The following is a 21896-nucleotide window of genomic DNA, read 5'->3' on the forward strand; positions in this document are numbered from 1 at the left end:
TGAAGGCTTTCATCGAAAAATGAAACTTATCCAGCGAAGAGCATATGGATTTAGGAATTTTGAAAACTATAGACTACGTGTTAGAGTCCTTTGCGGATGATTAAAGCTGCCCCCGTTATTGGGAAAGCCCCGAGATTTTCGAGTATTTTGGAAAGCACTGTAACTGCTTGATTTTATTGGTGGGCCCACTAGGACTTGAACCTAGGACCAACGGATTATGAGCCCGTCAATGCAAAATTAAGTAATTGATTCTATTATAATTTTAATCGCAGGAAACCACTACAATTGTCGTACAAAGTATAACAGCGTCGTACCCAAATACGCAAATTCCCCACAATGGGTTTTTACGTGGTAATTTTAATATTGAAACCCATTTGACGTTATTGGGTTTTAATATTAAAATTATAAGTATGAAACTAAATAATGAAATGACATTGCAAGATCTGTTTGCAAAACCAGTCTTTTACGCTGCAGAGGCACGTGAAGCAGGTATCCATCCCAGCCGGCTCAGCTATTATGTAAAAACTAATAGGATTGAACGTATTGGTCACGGTGTTTATCGAGGTGTAGAATCCTCTATTGATGCGGATTTTCAATGGGAAGATCTGATTATCATTGCCAAAAGTATCCCACAAGGTGTGGTCTGTCTGGTCTCCGCTTTGGCTCTGTATGAGTTGACGGATGAAATGCCACGAGAGCATTGGATAGCCGTTCCTCATTCTACTACGGCACCAAAACGAGATCATACTCGTATTGTTAGAATGCGTGATATAGAAACAGGTAAAATACTGTACCCAATAGGGCGGGAAACAGTGGTCATTTTTGACAGAGAAAGAACGATAATCGACGCCTTTCGCTATCTCAGTAAAGAAATTGCCATTAAAGCGCTTAAAGCAGCTGTGAATAGTAGAGCAACAAAAAAATTGGATATTAAGAAGCTTCAGCAGTATGCGAGGCAATTTGGACTTAATCTTGAGCCTTATATTTTGACGGTGACAACATGAATGAACAAGCTTTAAAAGCACGTTTAAAACATATTGGCAAAGAAAAGGATAAGAGTTTTAATGAAGTTTGGAAGCTATTAGTTTTAGAGCGATTTTTAGCCAGACTTTCTCGATCTGTATATTCTGATAAATTCATATTCAAAGGTGGGTTGCTCTTATCCTATTACCTGACTATTGGCAGAGAAACCGTTGATATTGATCTATTAGCTAGACGGCTAAATGCAGAAAAATCTAATGTAGAATTAATCATGCAAGAAATCTGTTTAATCAATCTGGATGATGGGTTTCAGATGCAATTCATCAATCTTGATGATTTAGATCACCAACATATGAATTACCCTGGGTTTCAAATAGGGATTGCCGTTCAATTTGGAGTGATGAGCGATAAATTTTTTGTGGACATTGGTGTGGGTGATGTTGTTGAGCCAGTATTACTAGAGTGGCCATCCTTTAATTACAAAGAAAAGCCATTGTTTGAAGATCTTATCTCGCTGGAAGTATATCCAGTTGAAACTATTTTTGCCGAAAAACTGGAAACCCTCATTTCTCGTGGGGCAGCCAACAGCCGTATGAAAGACTACCATGATCTACTATTATTATGTCGAGAGAGTAAGCTCATTGATAAAATCCGATTAAAAGATAATATCATCGAAACATTTCAAAATCGTGGAACAGTATTTTCTCTTCCAGTGCAATTTCAGTCCCATGAGTTGGAGCGGATGCAGCTTCTTTGGTCTGGGCATTTACGTGTTTTAGGGGCTCATAGAGTTCAGGCGCTTGGTTTGCCAGAAGGGGTAGTATCAATCATTGATGAACTCAATAATTGGTTATCATTAATTTGACAGCATTTTAGAAAAAAAGATTGTCGTGCCTTGAATTTCAAGTTTGGTTTCAATTCAAATTTAAGCTCTCTTCGACTATTCGTTAAGGTATGGTTATGTGGTTTAAAATACACGCGCGTGAGGTTACCCTACAGATTATCGCGAAACCCCATGCGAAAAAAACGGCTCTTGTCGCTATTACGGAGCAGGGGCTGCATCTTGCCTTACATGCTAAACCGCACCAAGGTGCTGCTAATAAAGAGTTAATATCCTTTTTATCTAAACTATTTGCGGTTCCTAAAAGCAGCATTAGTTTAAAGGCTGGAACATGCAGTAAACAAAAATTGGTCGTGCTACCTTTGACTGATACGATTCAAAAAATTCTTCTTGAGCCTTCATGTTTAATGCCCGAATGAATTAAAGCTGAGGGCCCTCTTAGCATCAAAAATTTACGACCTACATGCAGATGATACCTGAATCTTATATCGATATATGATATAATTTATGTTTCCTAGATTATGCGCTATCTGGCGGGCAAGCACCCCGCTAACAACGCATTTTCATAAATTAAAAAAATCATACTAACCGAGTGACTGATGATGCTTGCCTTATATGAAGCCTACCAGGCTGGATTACTTAAACCTAAAAATTGGATGACGAATTTAATCGCGGGACTTATTGTCGGGATTGTGGCTTTACCCTTAGCAATGGCTTTTGCGATTGCATCAGGAGTTCCTCCGGCACAAGGGCTATATACCGCGATTGTTTCAGGGCTTGTGGTTGGTGTTTTTGGTGGCAGTCGGGTACAAATAGCAGGGCCAACCGGGGCTTTTGTGGTCATCCTTGCCGGCATTACGGCGCATTATGGTATAGAGGGGTTGCAAATCGCTACCTTACTTGCGGGATTCATTCTATTGTTCATGGGACTGATTAAGTTGGGAAGTGTCATTAAGTTTATTCCCGATCCGGTGATTGTCGGGTTTACCAGTGGTATAGGGGTGATTATCTTCGTTAGTGAATGGAATGATTTTTTTGGCCTGTCTGTGCATGTACCGCTTGATGCTCCATTTCATACGAAACTTGTAGCTTTAATGCATGCGCTACCGCATCTCGATGTCACCACCACGGCACTTGCTACCCTATGTTTACTGCTTATGTGGCTTACGCCTAAATGCATCAAACAAATCCCTGGCCCTTTAGTGGCGATGGTAGTGGCCACCCTTTTGCAGATGTATTTCCAGTTTAAAACGGTCGCGACTATTGGTAGTGCTTTTGGTGGAATCCCTTCGGTGCTTCCCACGTTTCATGTTCCTTCACTGGAATTAAATCAGATTACTAATTTAATTGGTCCTGCCTTTACCATTGCCTTACTGGGTGCTATTGAGTCCTTATTGTCGGCAACAGCTGCGGATGGACTTGCTAAAACGCGGCATCATTCCAACCAGGAATTAATAGGGCAGGGACTGGCTAACATCGTGACTCCTTTATTTGGAGGGTTTGCGGCCACGGGTGCTATTGCTCGCACAGCAACCAATGTGCGACACGGGGGTAACAGTCCGATTGCGGCCATTGTTCACTCTGTGTTTTTACTGCTCGTCATTATGATTCTTGCTCCTTGTGCAGAATACATTCCTTTATCCTCTTTAGCTGCTATCTTGTTTGTAGTGGCGTACAACATGAGTGATGTACCTCATTTTAAATACATGCTGACTCACGCACCACGCCATGATGTCATTGTATTAGTCACCACATTTTTGTTAACGGTACTGACTAATTTAATGATTGCAGTCAATATAGGCGTTATTGTCGCGGTATTGCTCTTTATTCGTAGAATGAGTCAGGCGGTAACCATTGAAGAAGAGTGCCATACCGAGATATCTAGGGAGTTGGATGATTCTGATTTAGTACTTCCAGAAGGCGTTCTGGTTTATTCCATCCAGGGACCCTTCTTTTTTGGTGCAGCCGAAAAAATTGAACAAGCCCTGGCGATAACCCATTCCGATCCTGAAATCATTGTGTTTCGTTTAAAGAATATTCCATTTATGGATATGACAGGATTACAAACATTTCAAGAAATTATCAAGGCGTTTCATCACCGTGGAGTGCGTGTTTATCTTTGTGAGGCGAATAAAACCGTTCGTAAGAAGCTGGATAAACTGAACATGTACCACTTGATTGAACGAGGAACTGTGTTTGAAACTCTTGCTGATTTAATCAAAGACTTAAATTCTACTCCCATTCCAACAAAATAGGATCAATTCGATGAATCAATTTCCCCCATGCCCAGAATGCCATTCAGAGTACAGCTATCCCAGCGGTACTGTTTTTGTGTGCTCGCAGTGCTCCTTCGAATGGCTGCAACACACTGAGGAAAAGCCAAAAGACCATGATGCAGCTATGGTTAAAGACGCGCATGGTACAGGACTCCATGACGGGGATACGATTAGTGTGATTAAGGATTTGAAAATCAAAGGATCGTCACAGGTCGTCAAAGTAGGGACCAAGGTAAGAAACATTCGCTTGGTACCCCATGAAGATCATAATATTGATTGTAAAATCGAAGGGATTGGGCCAATGAAGCTTAAATCAGAGTTTGTGAAAAAAGCTTAAGCGTTGTTTATTACTTGAATTCAGAAAAATAGCATTTAAGCTTTTATCAGTACGGATTTGAGTACACGCGAGTAATTCGTTTAAACAACATGAGTAACTTAATGTTAAGCTGGTTTTCTAAATCGAGTACGTTCGTTTGATACTTACTCAGAGGGCTTCCCTGTTTTTTTCGAGCAAATAAAATATAATTTCCACTGTAGGAAAGAGCTGCAAATAGTTCGGAAAAATAACGTTGTAAACATTGAATGAAGCGTGAATTATGCTCTGGTAGTTGATGATAGTTTACTACCAGCCATCCATTGTCATCCAAAATGCGAGCGCATTGGAGAATGAATTTTTTTTGTATTTGAAAGGGATTCATGCCATGAGCTTGATACATGTCTGCAAAAATAATCTGGGTGTTTTGTGCATCGCATTGTACTAAAGCTTTTTGTGCGTCAGAAATAACGACATGAATATTGGGATGAGTTGGCATTAAAAAGAAATTAAGAGCCACTTCATGCACTTTCTTTCGAAGCTCAATAGCGCTAATTGTGCATTGAGGCATGAGGTAATGAAGTGAATGAAGAAGACAGCCACCTCCCAAGCCTAAAAGGGTCACGTGTTTGGGGTGAACAAAAGCTAAGACTAAGAGCATGATTCGCGTGTATTCGTGCGCAGGAATATGTGGCTCATTTAAATTCAAGCAGCTTTGTTCATAAATGGGGTCAAAAGCAAGTACACGCTTCATTTTCCTATCAATGACTAATATCTCACCCCAACTGTCTCTGGTGCGATAAATAATGGGATCGCCAAAAAAATCTTTTTCATTTCTATCAGAGCGAGCCAATACTGAAAACATGATATTCCTTTAGGGTGCAAAGTACCTCTACAGCGCTTTAAAATAAATCATTGAAGGATTCAATGCTTAGCACAACTTATTTACAAGTAGAGGTTTTGGTGAAATAGATAATAGAAATTATATCATATACCGATATACGATTTAATCACTTTCTGTGAGATTTATAGCCTACCTTGGGTGTTTGATGGGGCTAACCTTCAATATGGGGTAACGGAGAAACGGCTGTATGGGTTTGTCTGGCTCGCCATAAATCCCAGCTTTGTTGGATATTGAGCCAAAATTCGGGTTCTGTTCCTAATGACTCGGCAAATGACAAGGCAGAGTCCGCAGTGACTCCTCGGCGCATATTAACGATTTCATTAAGGCGAGCATAGGTCCAGCCTAAATGTTCGGCAAATTGCTTTTGTGATAAATTGAGCGGCTCAAGGAACTCATTTAGTAACACTTCCCCTGGGTGTGCTGGGGCTCTGTTTGTTGGTATCATAATAGGGCGCACTAATGTTATTAGAAATAATAGATTTTATACCTATATAGAGCGTTTTAATAAAGGAATTTTATGGTTTATTTAAACAATAAGTAATTTAAAGCCTGATATGCAATTAATATAGTTTTTGTTGTGTTCACCATAACCTTTAAAGGGAAGTGGGTCTATACTCACTGTATCTATTAAAGCTGCTCATTATATGGAATTTATAAGGAGTATTTGGGCTCTACACCAATTAAGGGGGCACTTTAATCAAGTTAGTCTAGACTAACTAATTGATTTCATTGGTGGGCCCACTAGGACTTGAACCTAGGACCAACGGAATTATAATCCGATGATTTTTTGTTTTATATCCTTTATTTAATTGGATTTATTTTTATTAATATATCAATTTGGGACAATTATGGGACGGTCGTACTAGGTTCTGTGAACGAAATTTCTATCGCATCCAAATGAGCGCACCGGCCAAATGTAAAAATCCAGAAAAAGCGGAAGTGGTTTTATCAAACCGAGAAAGAATTCTTCGAAAATGCTTTAATTTAGAGAAAAAGGCCTCGATTAGAAAGCGTTCCTTATAAAGTTCTTTATCTATTTCTCTGGGCTTTTTAGCATTTTTTCTTGATGGAATGACTGATGAGCAGTCTTGATGGTGTAAGGTATCAATAAGCTCTTGTGAATCATATCCCTTATCAGCAAGAACGATTGTATGGTGCTGTTCTTTGAGCAGGTACGTTTGATTCTATTATGTGATTTGGAATCTTCTGGAGCTAGAGGAGAACTCATAGATCTCGCTACTGATAAAATCATTTACAGATGTCATAAACAAACTCTAGTCGATAAATAATTCCCCGACTTTCTTATTATTCGCCAGATAAATTAATTTAAAATTTGAATCTTCTACTTCTCGCCAAGGAACGTTGAAAGCCGAGGCGAGAAAAAGATTCATTAATGCGTTTCAGTTGAGATAATGAGTATGGTACTTTAACTATTCTGGATTATTTATTCCTAAGCGGGTTAAAAGTGAAGTTTTTTGTTCGTGACAGGTTATGCTCACTGGGAGTGGGGAAGAGGGATTTTAGTCCTTTTCATTTGTCATTTAGCTTTGGATAATAAATTTGAATGGGTCTTTTCTTTCTATTAATTACCGCAAAGTCGGTTAATTTATGAAGATGAGCCGAGTTTTTGCTCATAATTTCCAAAACCACAAGATGCCGAGCCACTTCTGCATCTGCAATAAGAGAGCGATGACAATGCCAAGGTACAGCTTCAGCACACATTATAACGACTTTTTGGTTCTTTTTTATTAAGCCGTTTAATTCCTTTAGCCCTTCGTAAAACTCAGATGTTTGCATATAATCTGCAAAGCCACGGAAGCTTTTATTGCTCCATCCCATATTGATGGAATTATGAGTCGTTCGACGTAAACCACCCAATTTTGATAAATGAGTATAGGCAATTTTTTCTTTTCGAAGTGATTTTTTTAGTTCATTTTCATTAAACCATGGCACATGGCGAGATTTGGGTATGGTACGCACATCCACGACGTGTGTAATTTGATACGCATGTACTATATCAAGAAATTCCTGCAGAGTACGTGTCGAATGTCCAATGGTATAAAGTTTAGTCATAATTTTACACTATTATTCTCGCAATTTTAGAGTTTAGCTGGCTGTTATCTCTATGTTTACCTGACTATTGATGGAATTCGAAATAAAACAATTTTCATGAGCTTTTTCCCGCATCTTATTTATGGCCTCATCGTCAGGAAGTTTCGAACCACCAAATTTAATTTTGGGATGCAATGTAATTTCTGTCACGCTAATTTTTCCATGCTCATTTTTATTCGTTATACCAATAGCCTCATCAATATAACTATCAATGACATAACCATTTTTGCAAGCTACCGCTAAAAAAGTTTGCATATAACAACCCGATAGGGCTGACACGAGCAATTCCTCAGGATTAGGCAATTCTGATTTACCGAAGTAGACCTTTGGATTTGATGCCTGAATGTTTTCTCCTCCGCTAAATTTGATTGTGTAAGTACGATCATAGGTTTCATAATTAAAATCTGGCCCATTACGTTGCCAGCGAATAGAAGCTAAGTGATTACCCATACATATCTCCAATTATATAAATATGATTTAGTATCCAGAAAATTCCTCTGTACGAATATTATCATCATTAATATCCGCTTCATTTAACATCTTGCGCATGGCAGCAACCATTGTTGCTGGACCTGAGATATAATAAATAGGTGTAGTTAAATCTTTGATGTATTTTTCTAGCATTTCTCGATTAATAAAACCTTTTTCACCAGTCCAAGGCTGCTTTGATTTTTCCATAACCGTCATAGTTGAGATAAATTTATAATACGAATTTCCTTTTTCGAGAGATTTTAGTTCTTCCAGAAAGGCGGTATCTTCTGGTCTGTTATTAAAATAAAATAAATAAATTTGGTGCGGTAGCTTATCTTCTGTGGCTTGTGTAACAATGCTTCTCACCGGTGTAATACCAATTCCGCCTGTAAGAAATACAGCCGGTATCGCTTTATTATTATGTAGCGTAAAAGATCCATATGGCGCATCTAATTTGAGTTCAGTACCTATAGGAAGTGTTTTTAATACTCGTTTAAAGGCTGTATCGCGCATACGAGTAGCCACCATTAAATCGTTCGCATAAGGGGGATTAGTGAGCGAGAAAGCACGAGTATTACCTTCCTCATCTGTCTCTTCAGGATTAAGTAAAGTGAAGTCACCAAATTGACCTGCTTTAAAGGTGAAATCCTTTGGTTTTTCAAAAATAAATGCCATTGTTCCTTCAGCAACAATTTGACGTTCTAACAGTTTAATTTGGTAAATAGCCATAATTACAACTCCTTTTTAACCTCGATATACAAGAACAATCAAATTTTAGTTAATAAAATATTTAATAAAGCCACAGCATTATTGTGTTCAGTTTCTTTAGAACCAAATAATAAAGTCACTTTTTTTTTCTTCCCTTCATCTAGAATAATATCAATATCTTCTTGTTTATCTGTTATTTCTTGCGCGTAACGTTTTTGAAATTCAGTCCATTTCTTGGGATCATGATTGAACCACTTGCGTAATGAATCACTGGGTGCAATGTCTTTTAACCACAGATCAATATTTGCTTCAGTTTTTTTTATTCCGCGAGGCCAAAGTCTATCAACAAGGATTCGAAAGCCATCCGATTCGTTTGATTCCTCATAAATTCGTTTGACCTGTATATTCATTGTAAATGGCTCCCGTCGAAAATACATAGCTTACTAATATTAATTTAAATTACTCCGCATGGCTCAGCTTATTTTTTTAACATTCCTCTTAATACATAGTGTAAAATTCCACCATTTTTGTAGTAATCTAATTCATTTAATGTATCAATTCGCGAAATAAGAGTAACTTCGCTTTGATTTCCATCCTCTCTATGGATAACAACTTTTACTGGCATGCGTGGTTTCATCTGATGAGTAAGTCCTATAATATCAATGAGTTCAGAGCCTGAAATTTGCAGCGTTTTACGTGTGATTCCTTCAGGAAACTCTAGAGGCAAAATTCCCATACCAATTAAATTTGAGCGATGGATTCGTTCAAAGCTTTCTGCCATGACTGCCACAACACCTTGAAGCTTCGGTCCTTTTGCCGCCCAATCTCGAGAAGAGCCTGTTCCATACTCCCTACCAGCAATTACAACCAATGCTGTACCTCCATTTTTATAACGCATTGCAGCATCATATATCGGCATTATTTCACCAGTGGGAATATATTTTGTAAAACCTCCTTCAAGCTCTGGAGTCATCTCATTTCTAATACGGATGTTAGCAAATGTTCCTCGCACCATGACTTCATGGTTCCCACGCCGTGATCCATAAGAATTAAAGTCTTTAATTGTTACACCTTTGGATAGCAGATATTCCCCAGCGGGACTCTCTGGTTTAATGGAACCGGCGGGTGAAATATGGTCAGTAGTAATGCTATCTCCAAACAGTGCCAAAATTCTCGCACCTTTAATATTCTTAATTTTTTCTGGGGTCACACCCATACCATCAAAAAATGGTGGATGTTGAATATATGTTGATTCCAGCGGCCATGCATAAGTATCTGATTCAGAAATTTTCATAGAGCGCCATTCATCTGTTCCTGTGAATATATTTGCATAGGTGTCATGAAACATCTTGCTAGTAATAGTAGCTACCTCCCGGGCAATTTCATCATTATTTGGCCATAAATCTTTTAGATAAACAGGATTTCCTGCCTTATCTTCTCCAAGAGGATCTTTTGTCAAATCAATCAATACAGTCCCAGCAATGGCAAAGGCAACAACAAGCGGTGGTGACGCGAGCCAATTTGCTTTAACAAGTGGATGGATTCGTCCTTCAAAATTACGATTACCTGAAAGTACAGCTGAAACAATTAAATCATTTTCAATCACTGTTTTTTCTACAGGTTCGGGAAGAGGGCCAGAATTTCCGATACACGTTGTACATCCATAGCCTGCTAATGTGAAACCCAGCTCATTAAGATATTTTTGTAAGTTAGTTTTTTCCAGATAGAGAGTGACCACTTGAGAACCTGGTGCAAATGAGGTTTTCACCCAAGGTTTTCGTGTCATTCCTTTTTCAACTGCTTTTTTTGCTAATAATCCAGCTGCAATCAGTACATTTGGGTTCGAGGTGTTGGTACAACTGGTGATGGCTGCAATAACAACGTCCCCATGATGTAATTCATAATTCACATCGGTACCAAACGATTGTTCTTTCTCTTCGCTACGTTTGTTTTCTGCTAAGAATTTATCAAAAGTATTAGCCAGATCTGACAATTCAACTTGATCTTGCGGGCGTTTTGGGCCAGCAATACACGCTCGGATAGTTGATAAATCCAGTGTAACCAAATCTGTATAAACAAGTTCAGCTTGAGGATCATGCCATAATCCCTGAATTTTCGCATAAGCTTCAACAAGAGCAACGCTTTGCTCCTCTCTTCCACTTAAACGCAAATAATCGAGGGTGGCTTCATCAATAGGAAAGAAACCGCATGTGGCGCCATATTCAGGTGACATATTGCTAATTGTTGCTCTGTCTGCAAGAGATAAATGACGTAACCCATCTCCAAAGAATTCAACAAATTTCCCTACGACCCCTTTTTCACGTAAAAGATGTGTTACAGAAAGAACCAGATCAGTTGCTGTAATGCCTTCTTGTAATTGTCCTGTCAGTTTTACACCAATCACTTCAGGAATTAGTAAAGAAATTGGTTGTCCTAACATAGCAGCTTCTGCTTCAATACCACCGACTCCCCAGCCAAGTACCCCAAGACCGTTAATCATAGTCGTATGGCTGTCCGTACCCACTAAAGTATCAGGGTAGGCATATATTTTCCCATTGATTTCTTGAGTCCAAACAGTTTTGGCCAGGTATTCCAGGTTCACCTGGTGACATATTCCCGTATCAGGTGGTACAACACGAAAATTTCTAAATGCTTTTTGTCCCCATCGTAAAAACTCATAGCGTTCATAATTCCTTTCCATTTCCATTGTGGCATTGATTGTAAAAGCATCGGGTATAAGAAACTGATCAATTTGTATGGAATGATCAATTATCAGGTCAACAGCTGAAAGGGGATTAATTTGTTCCGGATTTCCACCAAGCTTTTCAATCGCAGCACGCATTGCAGCAAGATCTACAATAGCAGGTACGCCAGTAAAATCCTGCATTAAGACACGTGCAGGACGGTACACTATTTCACGATTGGAAGTTTTTAGTTTTAACCACTCAATTATTGCTTTGAGATCATCAACTGTAACAGATTGTCCGTCTAGATGACGAAGTAAATTCTCCAAAAGAATTTTTAAAGTGTAGGGTAGTTTTGATAAGTCTTTAAGTCCTCCCTGTTCAGCAGCTAGTAAACTATTGTAATGATAATCGATACCATTTATCGAAAGAATTTGTTGTGTACTTTTATGGAATTCACTGGTAAGAACAAGGTCTGATGCAATGGTATGCTGTTTGATTTCCTGTATTCCCCCTGCCCAGGAGGGAGGATCGCTTGCTGGAAATGAATCCTCAGAAGACTCATTTATTATAGCCTGATTATTCTGGGGTTTTGCACCAAAGAGCCAATTTAGCCAATTTTTTATTTGTAGCATTACGATATCCTTATCGGAACAGTTTGTATGACAGAATTAGGAGTTAGATATATATTATAGTTAATTATTTTATGAATAATTTAAAACAAATTGTTTAAACTATAGATGATATCTAAGGCCCTCAAAATAAACTTGTGGAAGTTTGTATGCAAGCAAAGAAGGTTAGGTGCTAACAAATTAATACAATCATTAAATAGTAAAGCTATACTTATTAATAATGAAAGTAGATAAAAACCAATAAAATGGATGATTATTATGACCAAAAAAAGCTTTTTTCAACGAGAATGGAAAATATTTAAAAAATTCTATAATAAATCAGCAGAGAACCGAATAGGATTTTATAATTTTCTTGGGTTTATAGTTATCCCTGTAGTTGGAATGACAATTTTGTATATCATTGTTCGTATTTTCTGGATATGAATAAAAAATCATCATTATCTGCTTATTATCTCTAAAGACAGGGGTTTTTAATACATAGGAAAAGTATAGGCACATATAGTCGTAATGATTATCCTAACGTGATGATCGACGTTGGTTAAAACACCTACCTGTTATTGGAGGAACAGGTTAAATTGTCCTTCAATATGATATGGAACTCAATTTTATAGAACTATTGAATCAATGGAAAGAGCATATTTAATTTAATAGGACTGAGAGATTATGCATACTTCATTTCTTTTACAACCAATATACCCATTTAGGCTCGATTACACCATTTGGGCTCTACGTAGAAGGGGTAAGAACATTGTTGATTTATGGAGTCATGAACGTTATACACGTTTATTTTTTATTGAAAATCAATTAATTAAAGTAGATGTAGAACAAAAAAATGAAAAAGACATTTTGGTATCTACCAATATAAAAATTAGCTCACAAATAAAGATAGAATTAATCCGATTATTAGAAATGATGTTTGGGCTTAATCATAACTTACACAATTTTTATCGTATTGCAGAAGAAGATCCTTATTTAACTTCTATGGTGAGGCAATTTAAAGGACTTAAGCCTCCTCGATTTCCTAGTATATTTGAGGCACTTGTTAACGCTATTTCCTGTCAACAATTATCACTTGATGCAGGATTACAAATTCAAAACCGTTTTGTTCAATATGTTGGAAAAAGTATGAATGATGCTTTTGGAACATTTTATTTATTTCCCCTTCCAAAAGATGTAGCAAGCTGCTCTATTCCTGAATTAAAAAAGTTGGGCTTTAGCACCAATAAATGCAGAACACTTATTGAGTTATCGTTAAGAATAATCGCTGATGAAACCTTGTTTGATAATTTAGAGGATAGAACCAACAATGAAATTGTAACATTTCTATGCCAATTTAAGGGGATTGGACGATGGTCTGCAGAATATGTCTTATTACGTGGATTGGGTAAAATTGAAATGTTCCCGGGAGATGATGTAGGTGCCGCAAAAAATTTACAGCTGTTGTTAGGTATTAAAACAAAATTGGATTACGAACAAATTTCAAAAATTACGAAAAAATGGTATCCCTATGCAGGATTTATTTATTTTCATTTATTACTGCAAAAACTAAACAATAAGGGATTGCTGGATAAACCTAATCTGAATTCGCAAGATGCTTAAACAAAGACACATTGATTCAGTCAACTTACTTCAAAAAACGATGGAGCAATGGCATAGTACATGAGCAACATCGCGGTGGTTTATATTTTATGTTAATTAAACTGGAAGTTTAAGTATGTTTAATATATTTAAATCTAGTAATAATTGAGTAAATAAGTTTGAAGTATATGGTGTGTCAGGCCTCTATGATCTTAACCATATCTTAAATCAAGACATTAAAATTGTATTTAAAATACATCTTTAATATAATATATTCTATATTACGTATCGCATAGGAATATATCATGCCAGTAACTCATAAGCCTGCCAAAACCATTAGTGATAAAATTGCTTTTGGCCTAGTGAAATTTTTCCGCTTTTTTGCAGATACTTTTTTTCAAAAGCGCTATGGCAATAGAGCTATTGTATTGGAAACAGTAGCTGCCGTGCCTGGCATGGTGGGCGCTGCTTTACTGCATTTACGCTGCTTAAGAAAGATTAAAAATGATGAGGGTTGGATTAAAATTTTATTGGATGAAGCAGATAATGAACGAATGCATTTGATTACGTTTATGTACATTGCCAAACCTAATTGGTTTGAGCGCTTTATTATTTTTACCGCGCAAGCTATTTTTGTGGTGTTGTACCTGTTGATGTATGTTATTTCTTCAAAAACAGCGCATCGCTTTGTCGGTTATCTTGAGGAAGAAGCCGTGGTCAGCTACACCCATTATTTACAGGAGTTAGATGATGGTCGCATTGAAAATGTCCCAGCTCCTGAAATTGCTAAACAGTATTGGAGGCTTGCTCCAGATGCACGATTACGTGACGTACTTTTGGTCGTGCGTGACGATGAGGTAGAGCATCGGGATGTAAATCATCAATTAGCGGACAAGCTGACAAACGAGCGTACTTTATTGACCCAATTAGAATTGGGATCTACCGATAGTGCAAATAACAAGGAGTCAAAGAGTTTTTGATAACAGAAAAAGGATACGTTATGAGATTGGAACCTAAAAAGTTACTGTGCTACAAAAAAACCGAGATTGACAGCCATGGAAAACTGAAATTTTTCCTGGAAAAACACAGCACTAAAGAAGGAACCTGGGGTAAGCTTTTTCTGCATGAAGGAGCTATTGATTTTGTATTTTTAAACGGTCAGGGAAAAGAACTATCACGTGATAGGATTAATGAAGAGCATTCCCAAATCTTGATTCCTCCTGCTGCGTGGCATAAAATTATTCCCGTCAGTGAATCATTTAAAGCAACCATTGAGTTTTATTGCATACCCCAGCGTTACTTCAATAAAAAACACGGTTTAAGTCCAGTACATAGTGATTTGATGTATGTTTACCAGACTTATTTGTCTCATTTGCAAAACGCATCCATCCTTGATGTAGGCTGCGGTTCGGGTAGAAATTTACTGTATTTAGCAAAAATGGGGCATCGTGTAAAAGGACTTGATTTCAGTCAATCGGCAGTAGATACGATTCAGGATATTGCTCAAAAAGAAGCTCTGCCTGAGGCGGTCGCCCAATTGCATGATTTAAATCAACCTTTAAGTCTTGACGCAGAACGTTTTGATTTTGTGCTCTCAACAGTGACGTTGCAATTTTTAAACCCAATGCGTATTCCAGACCTGCTTACTGAACTTCAAGAGTTGACTAAAACAGGTGGATATCATTTTTTAGTCTTTCCTATTCAATCAGAGCTTTATCCATTACCTGATTTTTTCACGTATCTACCACAAAAAGAGGAAATTTATCATCGATATCAAGATAATGGCTGGTCTATACTTGAATATAAAGAATCAGTAGGTCATTTGCATAAACAAGATTCATTAGGAAGACAAATTTCTGGTTTGTTTGGTATTTTGCTTGCACAAAAAATCGGATGATGCATCGATTTAATAAAACACATTTTGGAACAAGAAGATCGCACCTCTATTACTTTGTTTTATGCTGCAAAAGACCTAAAACATAATCATGCACTCATTCTGCAAGCGGTTTTGTATTCCTGGCCCCAAAAACCCGATAAAGAATTACTTCTCTAATGGGTTGATGTTCAATAGAACAGACAGCTCATTTTTGTTATGCAAAACATCAGCTAGAGTATAACGCTCCAAAACATCCATAAAAGCAGCTTGAGCCTCATGCAACACACCTTTTAACTTGCATACAGGAGCAATACAGCAATTCGCCTTTGCCTTATTAAAGCAAGGTACTAAATCAAAATGAGGCTCCAATTGAGTTATTAATTGACCTAAATTAATGGTTTCAGGTTGAGAGGCCATGATAATACCGCCATTTTTACCTCGAATCGTTTTAATCAATCCAAGTTTGGCTAAATTATGAACGATTTTAACCATATGATTGTTTGATATGCCATAGGCTTCAGTAATGTCTTTAATGGTACAGGATTCTTTTCTAAGCGTGATATAAATCAAGGCGCGTAATGAATAATCCGTAAATTGTGTGAGTTGCATCATTAATTCCTAATTGGTTGTTGACTGTGATTATTTCTTTTTATAAGATGCATTGCAAATACATCTTTATGAGGATCATTATGTCAGGGTCATTATTTGAGCGTCTGGGCGGTCAAAACGCAGTCAATGCTGCGGTTGATATTTTCTATCGTAAAATGTTAACGGATGAACGAGTAAGTCATTTTTTTGATGATGTTGATATGGAGCAACAAATCTTAAAGCAAAAAGGATTTTTAACCATGGTATTTGGTGGGCCTAATAAGTACACCGGAAAAAATATGCGCGAAGGACATAACCATTTACTGAAACGTGGGTTAGATGATACGCATGTGGACATTGTTATTGAGCATCTCGGCGCAACGCTTGCTAAGTTGGGAGCAACAGCGGAGGATATTACTCAAGTGGCCGCAATTGCTAATAGCGTTCGAAATGACGTATTGGGGCGCGCATGAGTACCATATCATTTAAAAACCAATTTTATACCTTAGAGTATCAGGAAAGCGTATTGCAGTGCCTGCTACGTCATGAGGTTGATTATCCTAACTCGTGTCAGGTGGGTATCTGCCAATCTTGCTTAATTAAAATCAAAGACGGGGTTGTTAACCCTGCCTGGCAAGAAGGATTGCCCGAAACGCTTAAAGCGCAAGGTTATTTTCTAGCCTGTCTTGCAAAGCCAGAGGCAGCGCTTCAAGTTTCATCTCCTGAAAGTGCTGAATGTGAAGTAAACGCGAAAATAATCGATATAAAATCACTTAATTACAATGTAATGCAAGTGAAGCTTAGAGTGGATAATTTAGCACATTGGATTCCTGGTCAATACCTTAGCCTAATTAATCCTGAAGGCACGATACGTAGTTATTCAATCGCCAACATACCCATACAAGAAGGGTTTATTGAATTACATATAAAAATTTATCAAGGTGGGAGCATGGGACAATGGTTGGCGAGCAAAGCAACAAAAAATATTGAAGTGAAACTAAGAGGTCCCTTTGGTCGTTGTTTTTATTTTAACCCAGAGCAATTGGCTTTTAATATGTTACTGGCGGGAACAGGCACAGGGCTTGCTCCACTTATTGCCATTATTAAAAGCGCGCTAAGTCAAAATCATCAAGGCACTATTACTTTAGTTCATGGCGGTCTTTCTGATGAAGATATTTACTATAAAGAAGAGCTGGAAATGTTATCAATGCTGTTCCCATCTTTTGTTTACGACCCTTGCGTGCTTCAAAGTCAGGGGTTATTTCCTGAAGCTTCTATAGAAAAACGAACATTAATGCATTTAAATCACCCGAAAGAAACACGGGTTTATGTCTGCGGCCCTAAAGAAACTACTGATAAATTGAAAAAACAGATTTTTCTTGCTGGTGTGCCTTCTCAGACCATCTTAAGTGATGTATTTTTATGAGCATTATTCTTCGGTAAGTGACACGATGATTCATGGAGTGAAACAATGCCTCAAAATGCAAAAGCAATAACCGAATATGCCAAGGCAACAAGGGATCCTGTTGCGTTGGTTTTAAAATGGATTTTATTGTTCACAGCGCTGATTTGTTTTATGGTGCTGATATGGGGTACTTATAAAACCTACCAACTTGCTCCACCTTTACCACAGCAATTTCAAACTCAATCTGGTCGAGTGGTCATGACTGAAGAGGATATTGTTGCGGGCAAAGCAGGGTTTCAACGCGCTGATTTGATGGATTATGGAAGTCTGTATGGCATGGGCTCTTATTTTGGTGAAGATTACACTGCAAAATATTTGCTCCGGTTAGGGCGGCTTGTTGAAGAAAAAATAGCACAAGCACGTTACGGAAAATCGTTTGCTGATTTGGCGGAAGAGGAGCAATATTTAGCCCGAAAAATGATGCAGCGTGAATTACAGAGCACAGATTTAAGTGCGCCCATCTGTGTTTTATCAACATCAGTTGCCGGTTCAATAGTACAATTAAAACAAGAAATTGCATTTACATTATTGAATCATGATGCAAAAAAAGGTTGGACAAAAGCCTATAGCTTAGATGAGCAAAGTGCGTTGCAAACGGCTGATTTTCTTATTTACTCCTCATTGACTACCATTGCTCATCGACCCGGACAAAATAGCTCCTATACCAACAACTGGCCTTATGAACCCAGCATGGGAAACAGCCCAACACCCGCTACCTTTTATTGGACTTGGGTGTCATTCTGTTTTGTGTTCTTAGGATTTGGTGCTATTTTATACATTTATCATCATTATCTGAGCGTGTCAGACGACTCTCCCAGGACACCTCTATTCATGAGTTTTAAACCGCTTACATCAAGCCAGCGCAAAGTGGGTCAGTATTTCCTGGTTGTCGCAGTTATTTTGCTTATTCAAATTAGTGTAGGCGCTCTTATGGCTCATTACTATTCTGAGCGTGAAGGTTTTTATGGTATTGCGATTAATGACTATTTACCTTTTAACTTCCTGCGAGATGTTCACATACAAACACCAATTGTCTGGATTGCGCTTTCCTGGATTAGTGCAGCAGTGTTTATGGCGCCCATAATTAGTAAAAAGGAGGCAAAAGGCCAAGGCTTTTTAGTCAGTGTTTTATTTTGGGTCACTCTGTTTGTTGTTGGCGGCGCTCTAATTGGTGATTATTTAGGGATTATGGGGTATGTCAACCAATACTGGTTTTGGATTGGTAATCAAGGACTTTCTTATTTGCAACTTGGTCGCTTATGGCAAATAGGGTTTTGTCTTGGACTGTTTCTTTGGAGTTTTATTGTTTTTCGAGGCATGTGGCCTGAGTGGAAAACTGTTAAAGAGGCAACAATACAGTTTTGGACTGGTCGAATTCAATTGGAACATCTTTTTTGGGCAAGTACCGCGAATGTGGCAGTATTATATTGCTTTGGTATGATACCGTTAACTGGTATTGAAAAATCATTTACTATTACTGATTTTTGGCGTTGGTGGGTCGTTCATCTTTGGGTCGAGCAATCGTTTGAGTTTTTTGCGGCGTGCTCAACCGCTTATCTTTTAATGGGAACCGGATTAGTGTCTCGTGTTCTTGCAGAGCGAACCATGTTTTTTGAAACCATTCTTATTTTTTTAGGCGGGGTGATTGGCACAGGACATCATTGGTACTGGACAGGTACGCCTGATATCTGGGTGCCGCTTGGTTCGATGTTTTCTTTTCTTGAGGTTTTGCCTTTAGTACTTCTTATTATTGATGCGATTGAACATCGACAGTTGATTAAACGTCAAGGTGATTTCACTTATAATTTGGCTTATCTCTATGTTTTAGGCGCATCATTTTGGAACTTTGTTGGTGCAGGAGTATTTGGCGGCGGAACACTTAATGCGCCATTAGTGAACTATTATGAACACGGTACTTTTTTAACGCTCAATCACGCCCATACTGCTTTATTTGGCGCGTTTGGTTTACTTGGACTTGGGCTTATTTATTTTTGTTTGCGTTATGCCGCAGGAGATCGCCTACCGTGGAGCGAGTGTTTAGGAACTTGGGCATTTTGGCTTTATAACCTTGGTCTTTTGTTATGGATTGTACTTAATTTCTTTCCTATTGGATGGTCTCAATTAATGGATGTTTATGAGCATGGTTTTGCTCATGCCAGAAGTCTTGAGTTTTATAATACTACTTTGTTATGGCAATGGTTACGGTTGCCAGGCGATGTGGTTTTTGCTTTGGGCGCACTCTTCATGGCTTATGATTTCATCAGCAAGGTGCGGCCTTTTTTCCCGAAACTGGAGAAATTATCTATGAAAAAAACAACATCTGTCCTCCAATCAACTTAAAGGAGACATGAGCTGTAGAATTAAACTGTTGATAAAAAATACGAGTCCCAAATATGTGGCTTAATAATAAGTATTTAAGTTTGAAGCATATGTTGCCATGCCTCAATGATCATAACCATGGCTAATGTATCTAATTCGCAGTATCTCAATAAAGCACTTCTAAGTTCTTCTCGTTCAGAATTACTCATATTGGTGAACTGTAACTTTGCATAGGCTATTGTTGCAGCGCCACCTTCTTTTAAGTCCTCATTATCAAATAGAAATTGAGCATCTTCATCAGAGATATCTTTATTAATTGGTGGTAACAAATGATAGGGGTCTTTTATTCGATTATTTTCTTTAACTATCCAGCATTGATTTATAAAGTTATGACTTTGAATTCCTTTTAAGGCTCCATAGATTGGTTGGCTATATTTTTCTTGTAAGAAATCTGAACGATTTAAAATAGCAGGAAATACTTGTTTAATTGAATTAGAACCATTGGTTAGAGGATCATAATAAAAACGTTTAACTAATTCCAAAATATCAACCATACAACGCGGTCCTTCCCATTTTACCTTTCTATCAGATGGTGATTTTGTGATGGAGCGTATAAAAGAGCATAAATCTTCTTTATCATTAGGAGGTTCAATCATTTGTTCTAGTCGTTCAAGAATAGAGTTGAGATAGGTGTTTTCATGGTTACTATATCGAAATATTGTCCCATCATCATTTTCTAATTCCTTTTTTAGATGGCGAACAAATTCGATGCTTGGATCAACTCCAGGTTCAGAATTCAGATACTGGCCAACATGGGAAACTTGACCGTTTTCATTGAGTGTATGATGTGAGAATTGAAAGGCGATACCTTGATAAGGACGAGAACCCTTATTAAAAGGAATTGGCAGCATAGCTGTTTCAAAGTCTATAAAGTGAAGGGGATATCGCCATGAACTAATTTCAGTTTTTAGGTTTTCTTGATCAATCCATACACTATTGTCTTGAGTTTTAATTTTTTCTATCTGCAGCCATTGCCTTTCTGTTCTCGAAATACCTGACTTATCCGATTCGTTTATTTTGAATTCTGTTTCGTTAATATCCTTTAGCTTGATTAGCCCTTGCTGAAAGTATTTCTGTTTATCTCGGCAATCCCATAAATCGAGAATTGTAGGGTCATTAAAATCTGTTTCTTTGTACCCTAATGATTCACGCCAACATTCTTTAAAACCAGATAGGAATTTGTCTGATTCTTTTGTATTAAACTGGCAATCACCACATTCGCTTTTTGCTTTAGGAGTGAATTTCTGCTCACTAAAATACATTTTGCTGAAATTGTGAAACTGCTCTTTTACCGTTTGTTGTTCGTCATTTTTTTCTTGCCAAAATAATTCGATATGATGGTCAACATTTACTTCTCTTAGGATTTTTATCGATAAATCTTCTTCCGTCACTGGTGATGTTAATGTAACAATAGCTTTACTGTTGCTATCTTTTTGTACCAAAAACTTTTGATTTAAGCCATCAGTTGGACAGATAGCATCTTTATCGACAAGCATTAAATAACTACTTATGGTGAAGGATGGGTAGAGTTGCTGCATAACCCATTTTTGAAAAGCGATATCAGCAATATATGGCTGCCATTTTTTAGTTGCCATCTTAGATTCATCTTTTTTACTAATTGATTTTGCTTTAACTTCAATTATTTTGATATGCTCTGGTGTTTTTTGCAGGATATCAGCACGCAGAAAATAGTTTTGATATTGAAAGGAGGCCTCGAATACAGTTATTGAATCCCTTTGAATTAACAATTGAGTTTTGTTTAGTGCCTCCGTTGTACTTGAGCTCTCAATTAATATGCCATCTGGAAAATAACATCTTGCCAATGCTTCTACTTGAGCACCACCTTCAGCCAATGCTTTTAGAAAAGAGTCATCATCTTGTATATTTGCATATTCATCAGGTCGATCATAATACCAGAGCTTAGTTGGGCATTCTAAAGCCATTTTGAACTTTGATTTAGTTAGGAGCTTTGCCATCCCTGTCTCTATCAGTATTGGTTTAAATATTCATGTTATTAAGTTTAGTTGATAAAAATAAGAAGCCCCAATCTGGGGCAATAGATAGATTTATGAATTCTTTTGCGATGAA

General features: G+C 37.7%; 21 protein-coding genes and 1 pseudogene. 12 read left to right on the forward strand and 10 right to left on the reverse strand.

Annotated features, from left to right (window positions below):
- The 6 genes from B1207_RS12680 to B1207_RS12710 form a co-directional block, all read left to right on the forward strand.
- Positions 1-100 (forward strand): transposase (locus tag B1207_RS12680; protein WP_146740063.1); only part of this gene is annotated, 100 nt, incomplete at its 5' end.
- Between the two features lie 310 nt (positions 101-410).
- Positions 411-1004: a type IV toxin-antitoxin system AbiEi family antitoxin domain-containing protein gene (locus B1207_RS12690; RefSeq protein WP_172458302.1), complete on the forward strand. Its 594-nt coding sequence runs from the start codon at positions 411-413 to the stop codon at positions 1002-1004.
- Positions 1001-1846, forward strand: coding sequence for a nucleotidyl transferase AbiEii/AbiGii toxin family protein (locus B1207_RS12695; RefSeq protein ID WP_112220329.1), 846 nt, complete (start codon positions 1001-1003; stop codon positions 1844-1846). The genes B1207_RS12690 and B1207_RS12695 overlap by 4 nt, the downstream gene beginning before the upstream one ends.
- A 95-nt stretch (positions 1847-1941) precedes the next feature.
- On the forward strand, positions 1942-2241 hold the full coding sequence (locus tag B1207_RS12700) for a DUF167 domain-containing protein (protein WP_112220330.1): 300 nt from the start codon (positions 1942-1944) through the stop codon (positions 2239-2241).
- A gap of 183 nt (positions 2242-2424) precedes the next feature.
- On the forward strand, positions 2425-4077 hold the full coding sequence (locus B1207_RS12705) for a SulP family inorganic anion transporter (RefSeq protein WP_112220331.1): 1653 nt from the start codon (positions 2425-2427) through the stop codon (positions 4075-4077).
- Positions 4078-4087: 10 nt separating this feature from the next.
- Positions 4088-4435 carry a zinc ribbon domain-containing protein YjdM gene (locus B1207_RS12710; protein ID WP_112220332.1) on the forward strand — a complete coding sequence of 116 codons (348 nt, stop codon included), beginning with the start codon at positions 4088-4090 and terminating at the stop codon, positions 4433-4435.
- Positions 4436-4481: 46 nt separating this feature from the next.
- Here B1207_RS12710 and B1207_RS12715 read toward each other — a convergent pair whose 3' ends face one another.
- The 8 genes and pseudogenes from B1207_RS12715 to acnA form a co-directional block, all read right to left on the reverse strand.
- Positions 4482-5276: a spermidine synthase gene (locus B1207_RS12715; RefSeq protein ID WP_112220333.1), complete on the reverse strand. Its 795-nt coding sequence runs from the start codon at positions 5274-5276 to the stop codon at positions 4482-4484.
- A gap of 190 nt (positions 5277-5466) precedes the next feature.
- Positions 5467-5760, reverse strand: coding sequence for a HigA family addiction module antitoxin (locus tag B1207_RS12720; RefSeq protein ID WP_112220334.1), 294 nt, complete (start codon positions 5758-5760; stop codon positions 5467-5469).
- Positions 5761-6199: 439 nt separating this feature from the next.
- Positions 6200-6487, reverse strand: a pseudogene (locus tag B1207_RS12725) (transposase); the annotation flags it as partial.
- A gap of 358 nt (positions 6488-6845) precedes the next feature.
- Positions 6846-7388: a DUF488 domain-containing protein gene (locus B1207_RS12730; protein WP_058517915.1), complete on the reverse strand. Its 543-nt coding sequence runs from the start codon at positions 7386-7388 to the stop codon at positions 6846-6848.
- Between the two features lie 33 nt (positions 7389-7421).
- Entirely contained in the window at positions 7422-7877 is a 456-nt protein-coding gene (locus tag B1207_RS12735) for an OsmC family protein (RefSeq protein WP_058517916.1), read from the reverse strand.
- Between the two features lie 27 nt (positions 7878-7904).
- Positions 7905-8627 carry an FAD-dependent oxidoreductase gene (locus B1207_RS12740; RefSeq protein ID WP_112220335.1) on the reverse strand — a complete coding sequence of 241 codons (723 nt, stop codon included), beginning with the start codon at positions 8625-8627 and terminating at the stop codon, positions 7905-7907.
- A gap of 38 nt (positions 8628-8665) precedes the next feature.
- On the reverse strand, positions 8666-9016 hold the full coding sequence (locus B1207_RS12745) for a DUF488 domain-containing protein (RefSeq protein ID WP_058517918.1): 351 nt from the start codon (positions 9014-9016) through the stop codon (positions 8666-8668).
- 68 nt (positions 9017-9084) lie between these two features.
- Entirely contained in the window at positions 9085-11925 is a 2841-nt protein-coding gene (gene acnA, locus B1207_RS12750; RefSeq protein ID WP_112220336.1) for an aconitate hydratase AcnA, read from the reverse strand.
- A 660-nt stretch (positions 11926-12585) separates the two neighbouring features.
- On the opposite strand from acnA, the gene B1207_RS12755 reads away from it, so the two are divergent.
- The 3 genes from B1207_RS12755 to tehB all read left to right on the forward strand — a co-directional run bounded on the left by B1207_RS12755 (position 12586) and on the right by tehB (position 15397).
- Positions 12586-13521: a DNA-3-methyladenine glycosylase family protein gene (locus B1207_RS12755; RefSeq protein WP_112220337.1), complete on the forward strand. Its 936-nt coding sequence runs from the start codon at positions 12586-12588 to the stop codon at positions 13519-13521.
- Between the two features lie 284 nt (positions 13522-13805).
- Positions 13806-14480 carry an alternative oxidase gene (locus tag B1207_RS12760; RefSeq protein ID WP_112220338.1) on the forward strand — a complete coding sequence of 225 codons (675 nt, stop codon included), beginning with the start codon at positions 13806-13808 and terminating at the stop codon, positions 14478-14480.
- A gap of 20 nt (positions 14481-14500) precedes the next feature.
- Positions 14501-15397, forward strand: coding sequence for an SAM-dependent methyltransferase TehB (gene tehB / locus B1207_RS12765; protein ID WP_112220339.1), 897 nt, complete (start codon positions 14501-14503; stop codon positions 15395-15397).
- A gap of 144 nt (positions 15398-15541) precedes the next feature.
- On the opposite strand, the gene B1207_RS12770 is transcribed toward tehB, so the two are convergent.
- A complete protein-coding gene (locus B1207_RS12770) occupies positions 15542-15985 on the reverse strand; it encodes an Rrf2 family transcriptional regulator (protein WP_112220340.1) in 444 nt (147 codons plus the stop codon).
- Positions 15986-16065: 80 nt separating this feature from the next.
- Between B1207_RS12770 and B1207_RS12775 the strand changes: the two genes are divergently transcribed.
- The 3 genes from B1207_RS12775 to B1207_RS12785 are packed head-to-tail and all read left to right on the forward strand — an operon-like array spanning position 16066 to position 19769.
- A complete protein-coding gene (locus B1207_RS12775) occupies positions 16066-16437 on the forward strand; it encodes a group I truncated hemoglobin (protein WP_172458303.1) in 372 nt (123 codons plus the stop codon).
- Entirely contained in the window at positions 16434-17390 is a 957-nt protein-coding gene (locus B1207_RS12780; protein WP_112220341.1) for an FAD-binding oxidoreductase, read from the forward strand. The genes B1207_RS12775 and B1207_RS12780 overlap by 4 nt, the downstream gene beginning before the upstream one ends.
- Positions 17391-17435: 45 nt before the next feature.
- Entirely contained in the window at positions 17436-19769 is a 2334-nt protein-coding gene (locus B1207_RS12785; RefSeq protein WP_112220342.1) for a nitric-oxide reductase large subunit, read from the forward strand.
- Positions 19770-19843: 74 nt separating this feature from the next.
- Here B1207_RS12785 and B1207_RS12790 read toward each other — a convergent pair whose 3' ends face one another.
- A complete protein-coding gene (locus tag B1207_RS12790) occupies positions 19844-21784 on the reverse strand; it encodes a DUF2779 domain-containing protein (protein WP_112220343.1) in 1941 nt (646 codons plus the stop codon).
- Positions 21785-21896: the final 112 nt, after the last annotated feature.

Source organism: Legionella quinlivanii (assembly GCF_003265995.1).
GTDB lineage: Bacteria > Pseudomonadota > Gammaproteobacteria > Legionellales > Legionellaceae > Legionella_C > Legionella_C quinlivanii_A.

Coding starts and splice junctions, on each gene's coding strand:
- B1207_RS12785 (WP_112220342.1), top strand. CDS start 17,436: ATGCCTCAAAATGCAAAAGCAATAACCGAATATGCCAAGGCAACAAGG.
- B1207_RS12740 (WP_112220335.1), bottom strand. CDS start 8,627: ATGGCTATTTACCAAATTAAACTGTTAGAACGTCAAATTGTTGCTGAA.
- B1207_RS12730 (WP_058517915.1), bottom strand. CDS start 7,388: ATGACTAAACTTTATACCATTGGACATTCGACACGTACTCTGCAGGAA.
- B1207_RS12780 (WP_112220341.1), top strand. CDS start 16,434: ATGAGTACCATATCATTTAAAAACCAATTTTATACCTTAGAGTATCAG.
- B1207_RS12755 (WP_112220337.1), top strand. CDS start 12,586: ATGCATACTTCATTTCTTTTACAACCAATATACCCATTTAGGCTCGAT.
- B1207_RS12760 (WP_112220338.1), top strand. CDS start 13,806: ATGCCAGTAACTCATAAGCCTGCCAAAACCATTAGTGATAAAATTGCT.
- B1207_RS12790 (WP_112220343.1), bottom strand. CDS start 21,784: ATGGCAAAGCTCCTAACTAAATCAAAGTTCAAAATGGCTTTAGAATGC.
- B1207_RS12710 (WP_112220332.1), top strand. CDS start 4,088: ATGAATCAATTTCCCCCATGCCCAGAATGCCATTCAGAGTACAGCTAT.
- tehB (WP_112220339.1), top strand. CDS start 14,501: ATGAGATTGGAACCTAAAAAGTTACTGTGCTACAAAAAAACCGAGATT.
- B1207_RS12690 (WP_172458302.1), top strand. CDS start 411: ATGAAACTAAATAATGAAATGACATTGCAAGATCTGTTTGCAAAACCA.
- B1207_RS12735 (WP_058517916.1), bottom strand. CDS start 7,877: ATGGGTAATCACTTAGCTTCTATTCGCTGGCAACGTAATGGGCCAGAT.
- B1207_RS12720 (WP_112220334.1), bottom strand. CDS start 5,760: ATGATACCAACAAACAGAGCCCCAGCACACCCAGGGGAAGTGTTACTA.
- B1207_RS12700 (WP_112220330.1), top strand. CDS start 1,942: ATGTGGTTTAAAATACACGCGCGTGAGGTTACCCTACAGATTATCGCG.
- B1207_RS12775 (WP_172458303.1), top strand. CDS start 16,066: ATGTCAGGGTCATTATTTGAGCGTCTGGGCGGTCAAAACGCAGTCAAT.
- B1207_RS12705 (WP_112220331.1), top strand. CDS start 2,425: ATGCTTGCCTTATATGAAGCCTACCAGGCTGGATTACTTAAACCTAAA.
- B1207_RS12695 (WP_112220329.1), top strand. CDS start 1,001: ATGAATGAACAAGCTTTAAAAGCACGTTTAAAACATATTGGCAAAGAA.
- B1207_RS12770 (WP_112220340.1), bottom strand. CDS start 15,985: ATGCAACTCACACAATTTACGGATTATTCATTACGCGCCTTGATTTAT.
- acnA (WP_112220336.1), bottom strand. CDS start 11,925: ATGCTACAAATAAAAAATTGGCTAAATTGGCTCTTTGGTGCAAAACCC.
- B1207_RS12715 (WP_112220333.1), bottom strand. CDS start 5,276: ATGTTTTCAGTATTGGCTCGCTCTGATAGAAATGAAAAAGATTTTTTT.
- B1207_RS12745 (WP_058517918.1), bottom strand. CDS start 9,016: ATGAATATACAGGTCAAACGAATTTATGAGGAATCAAACGAATCGGAT.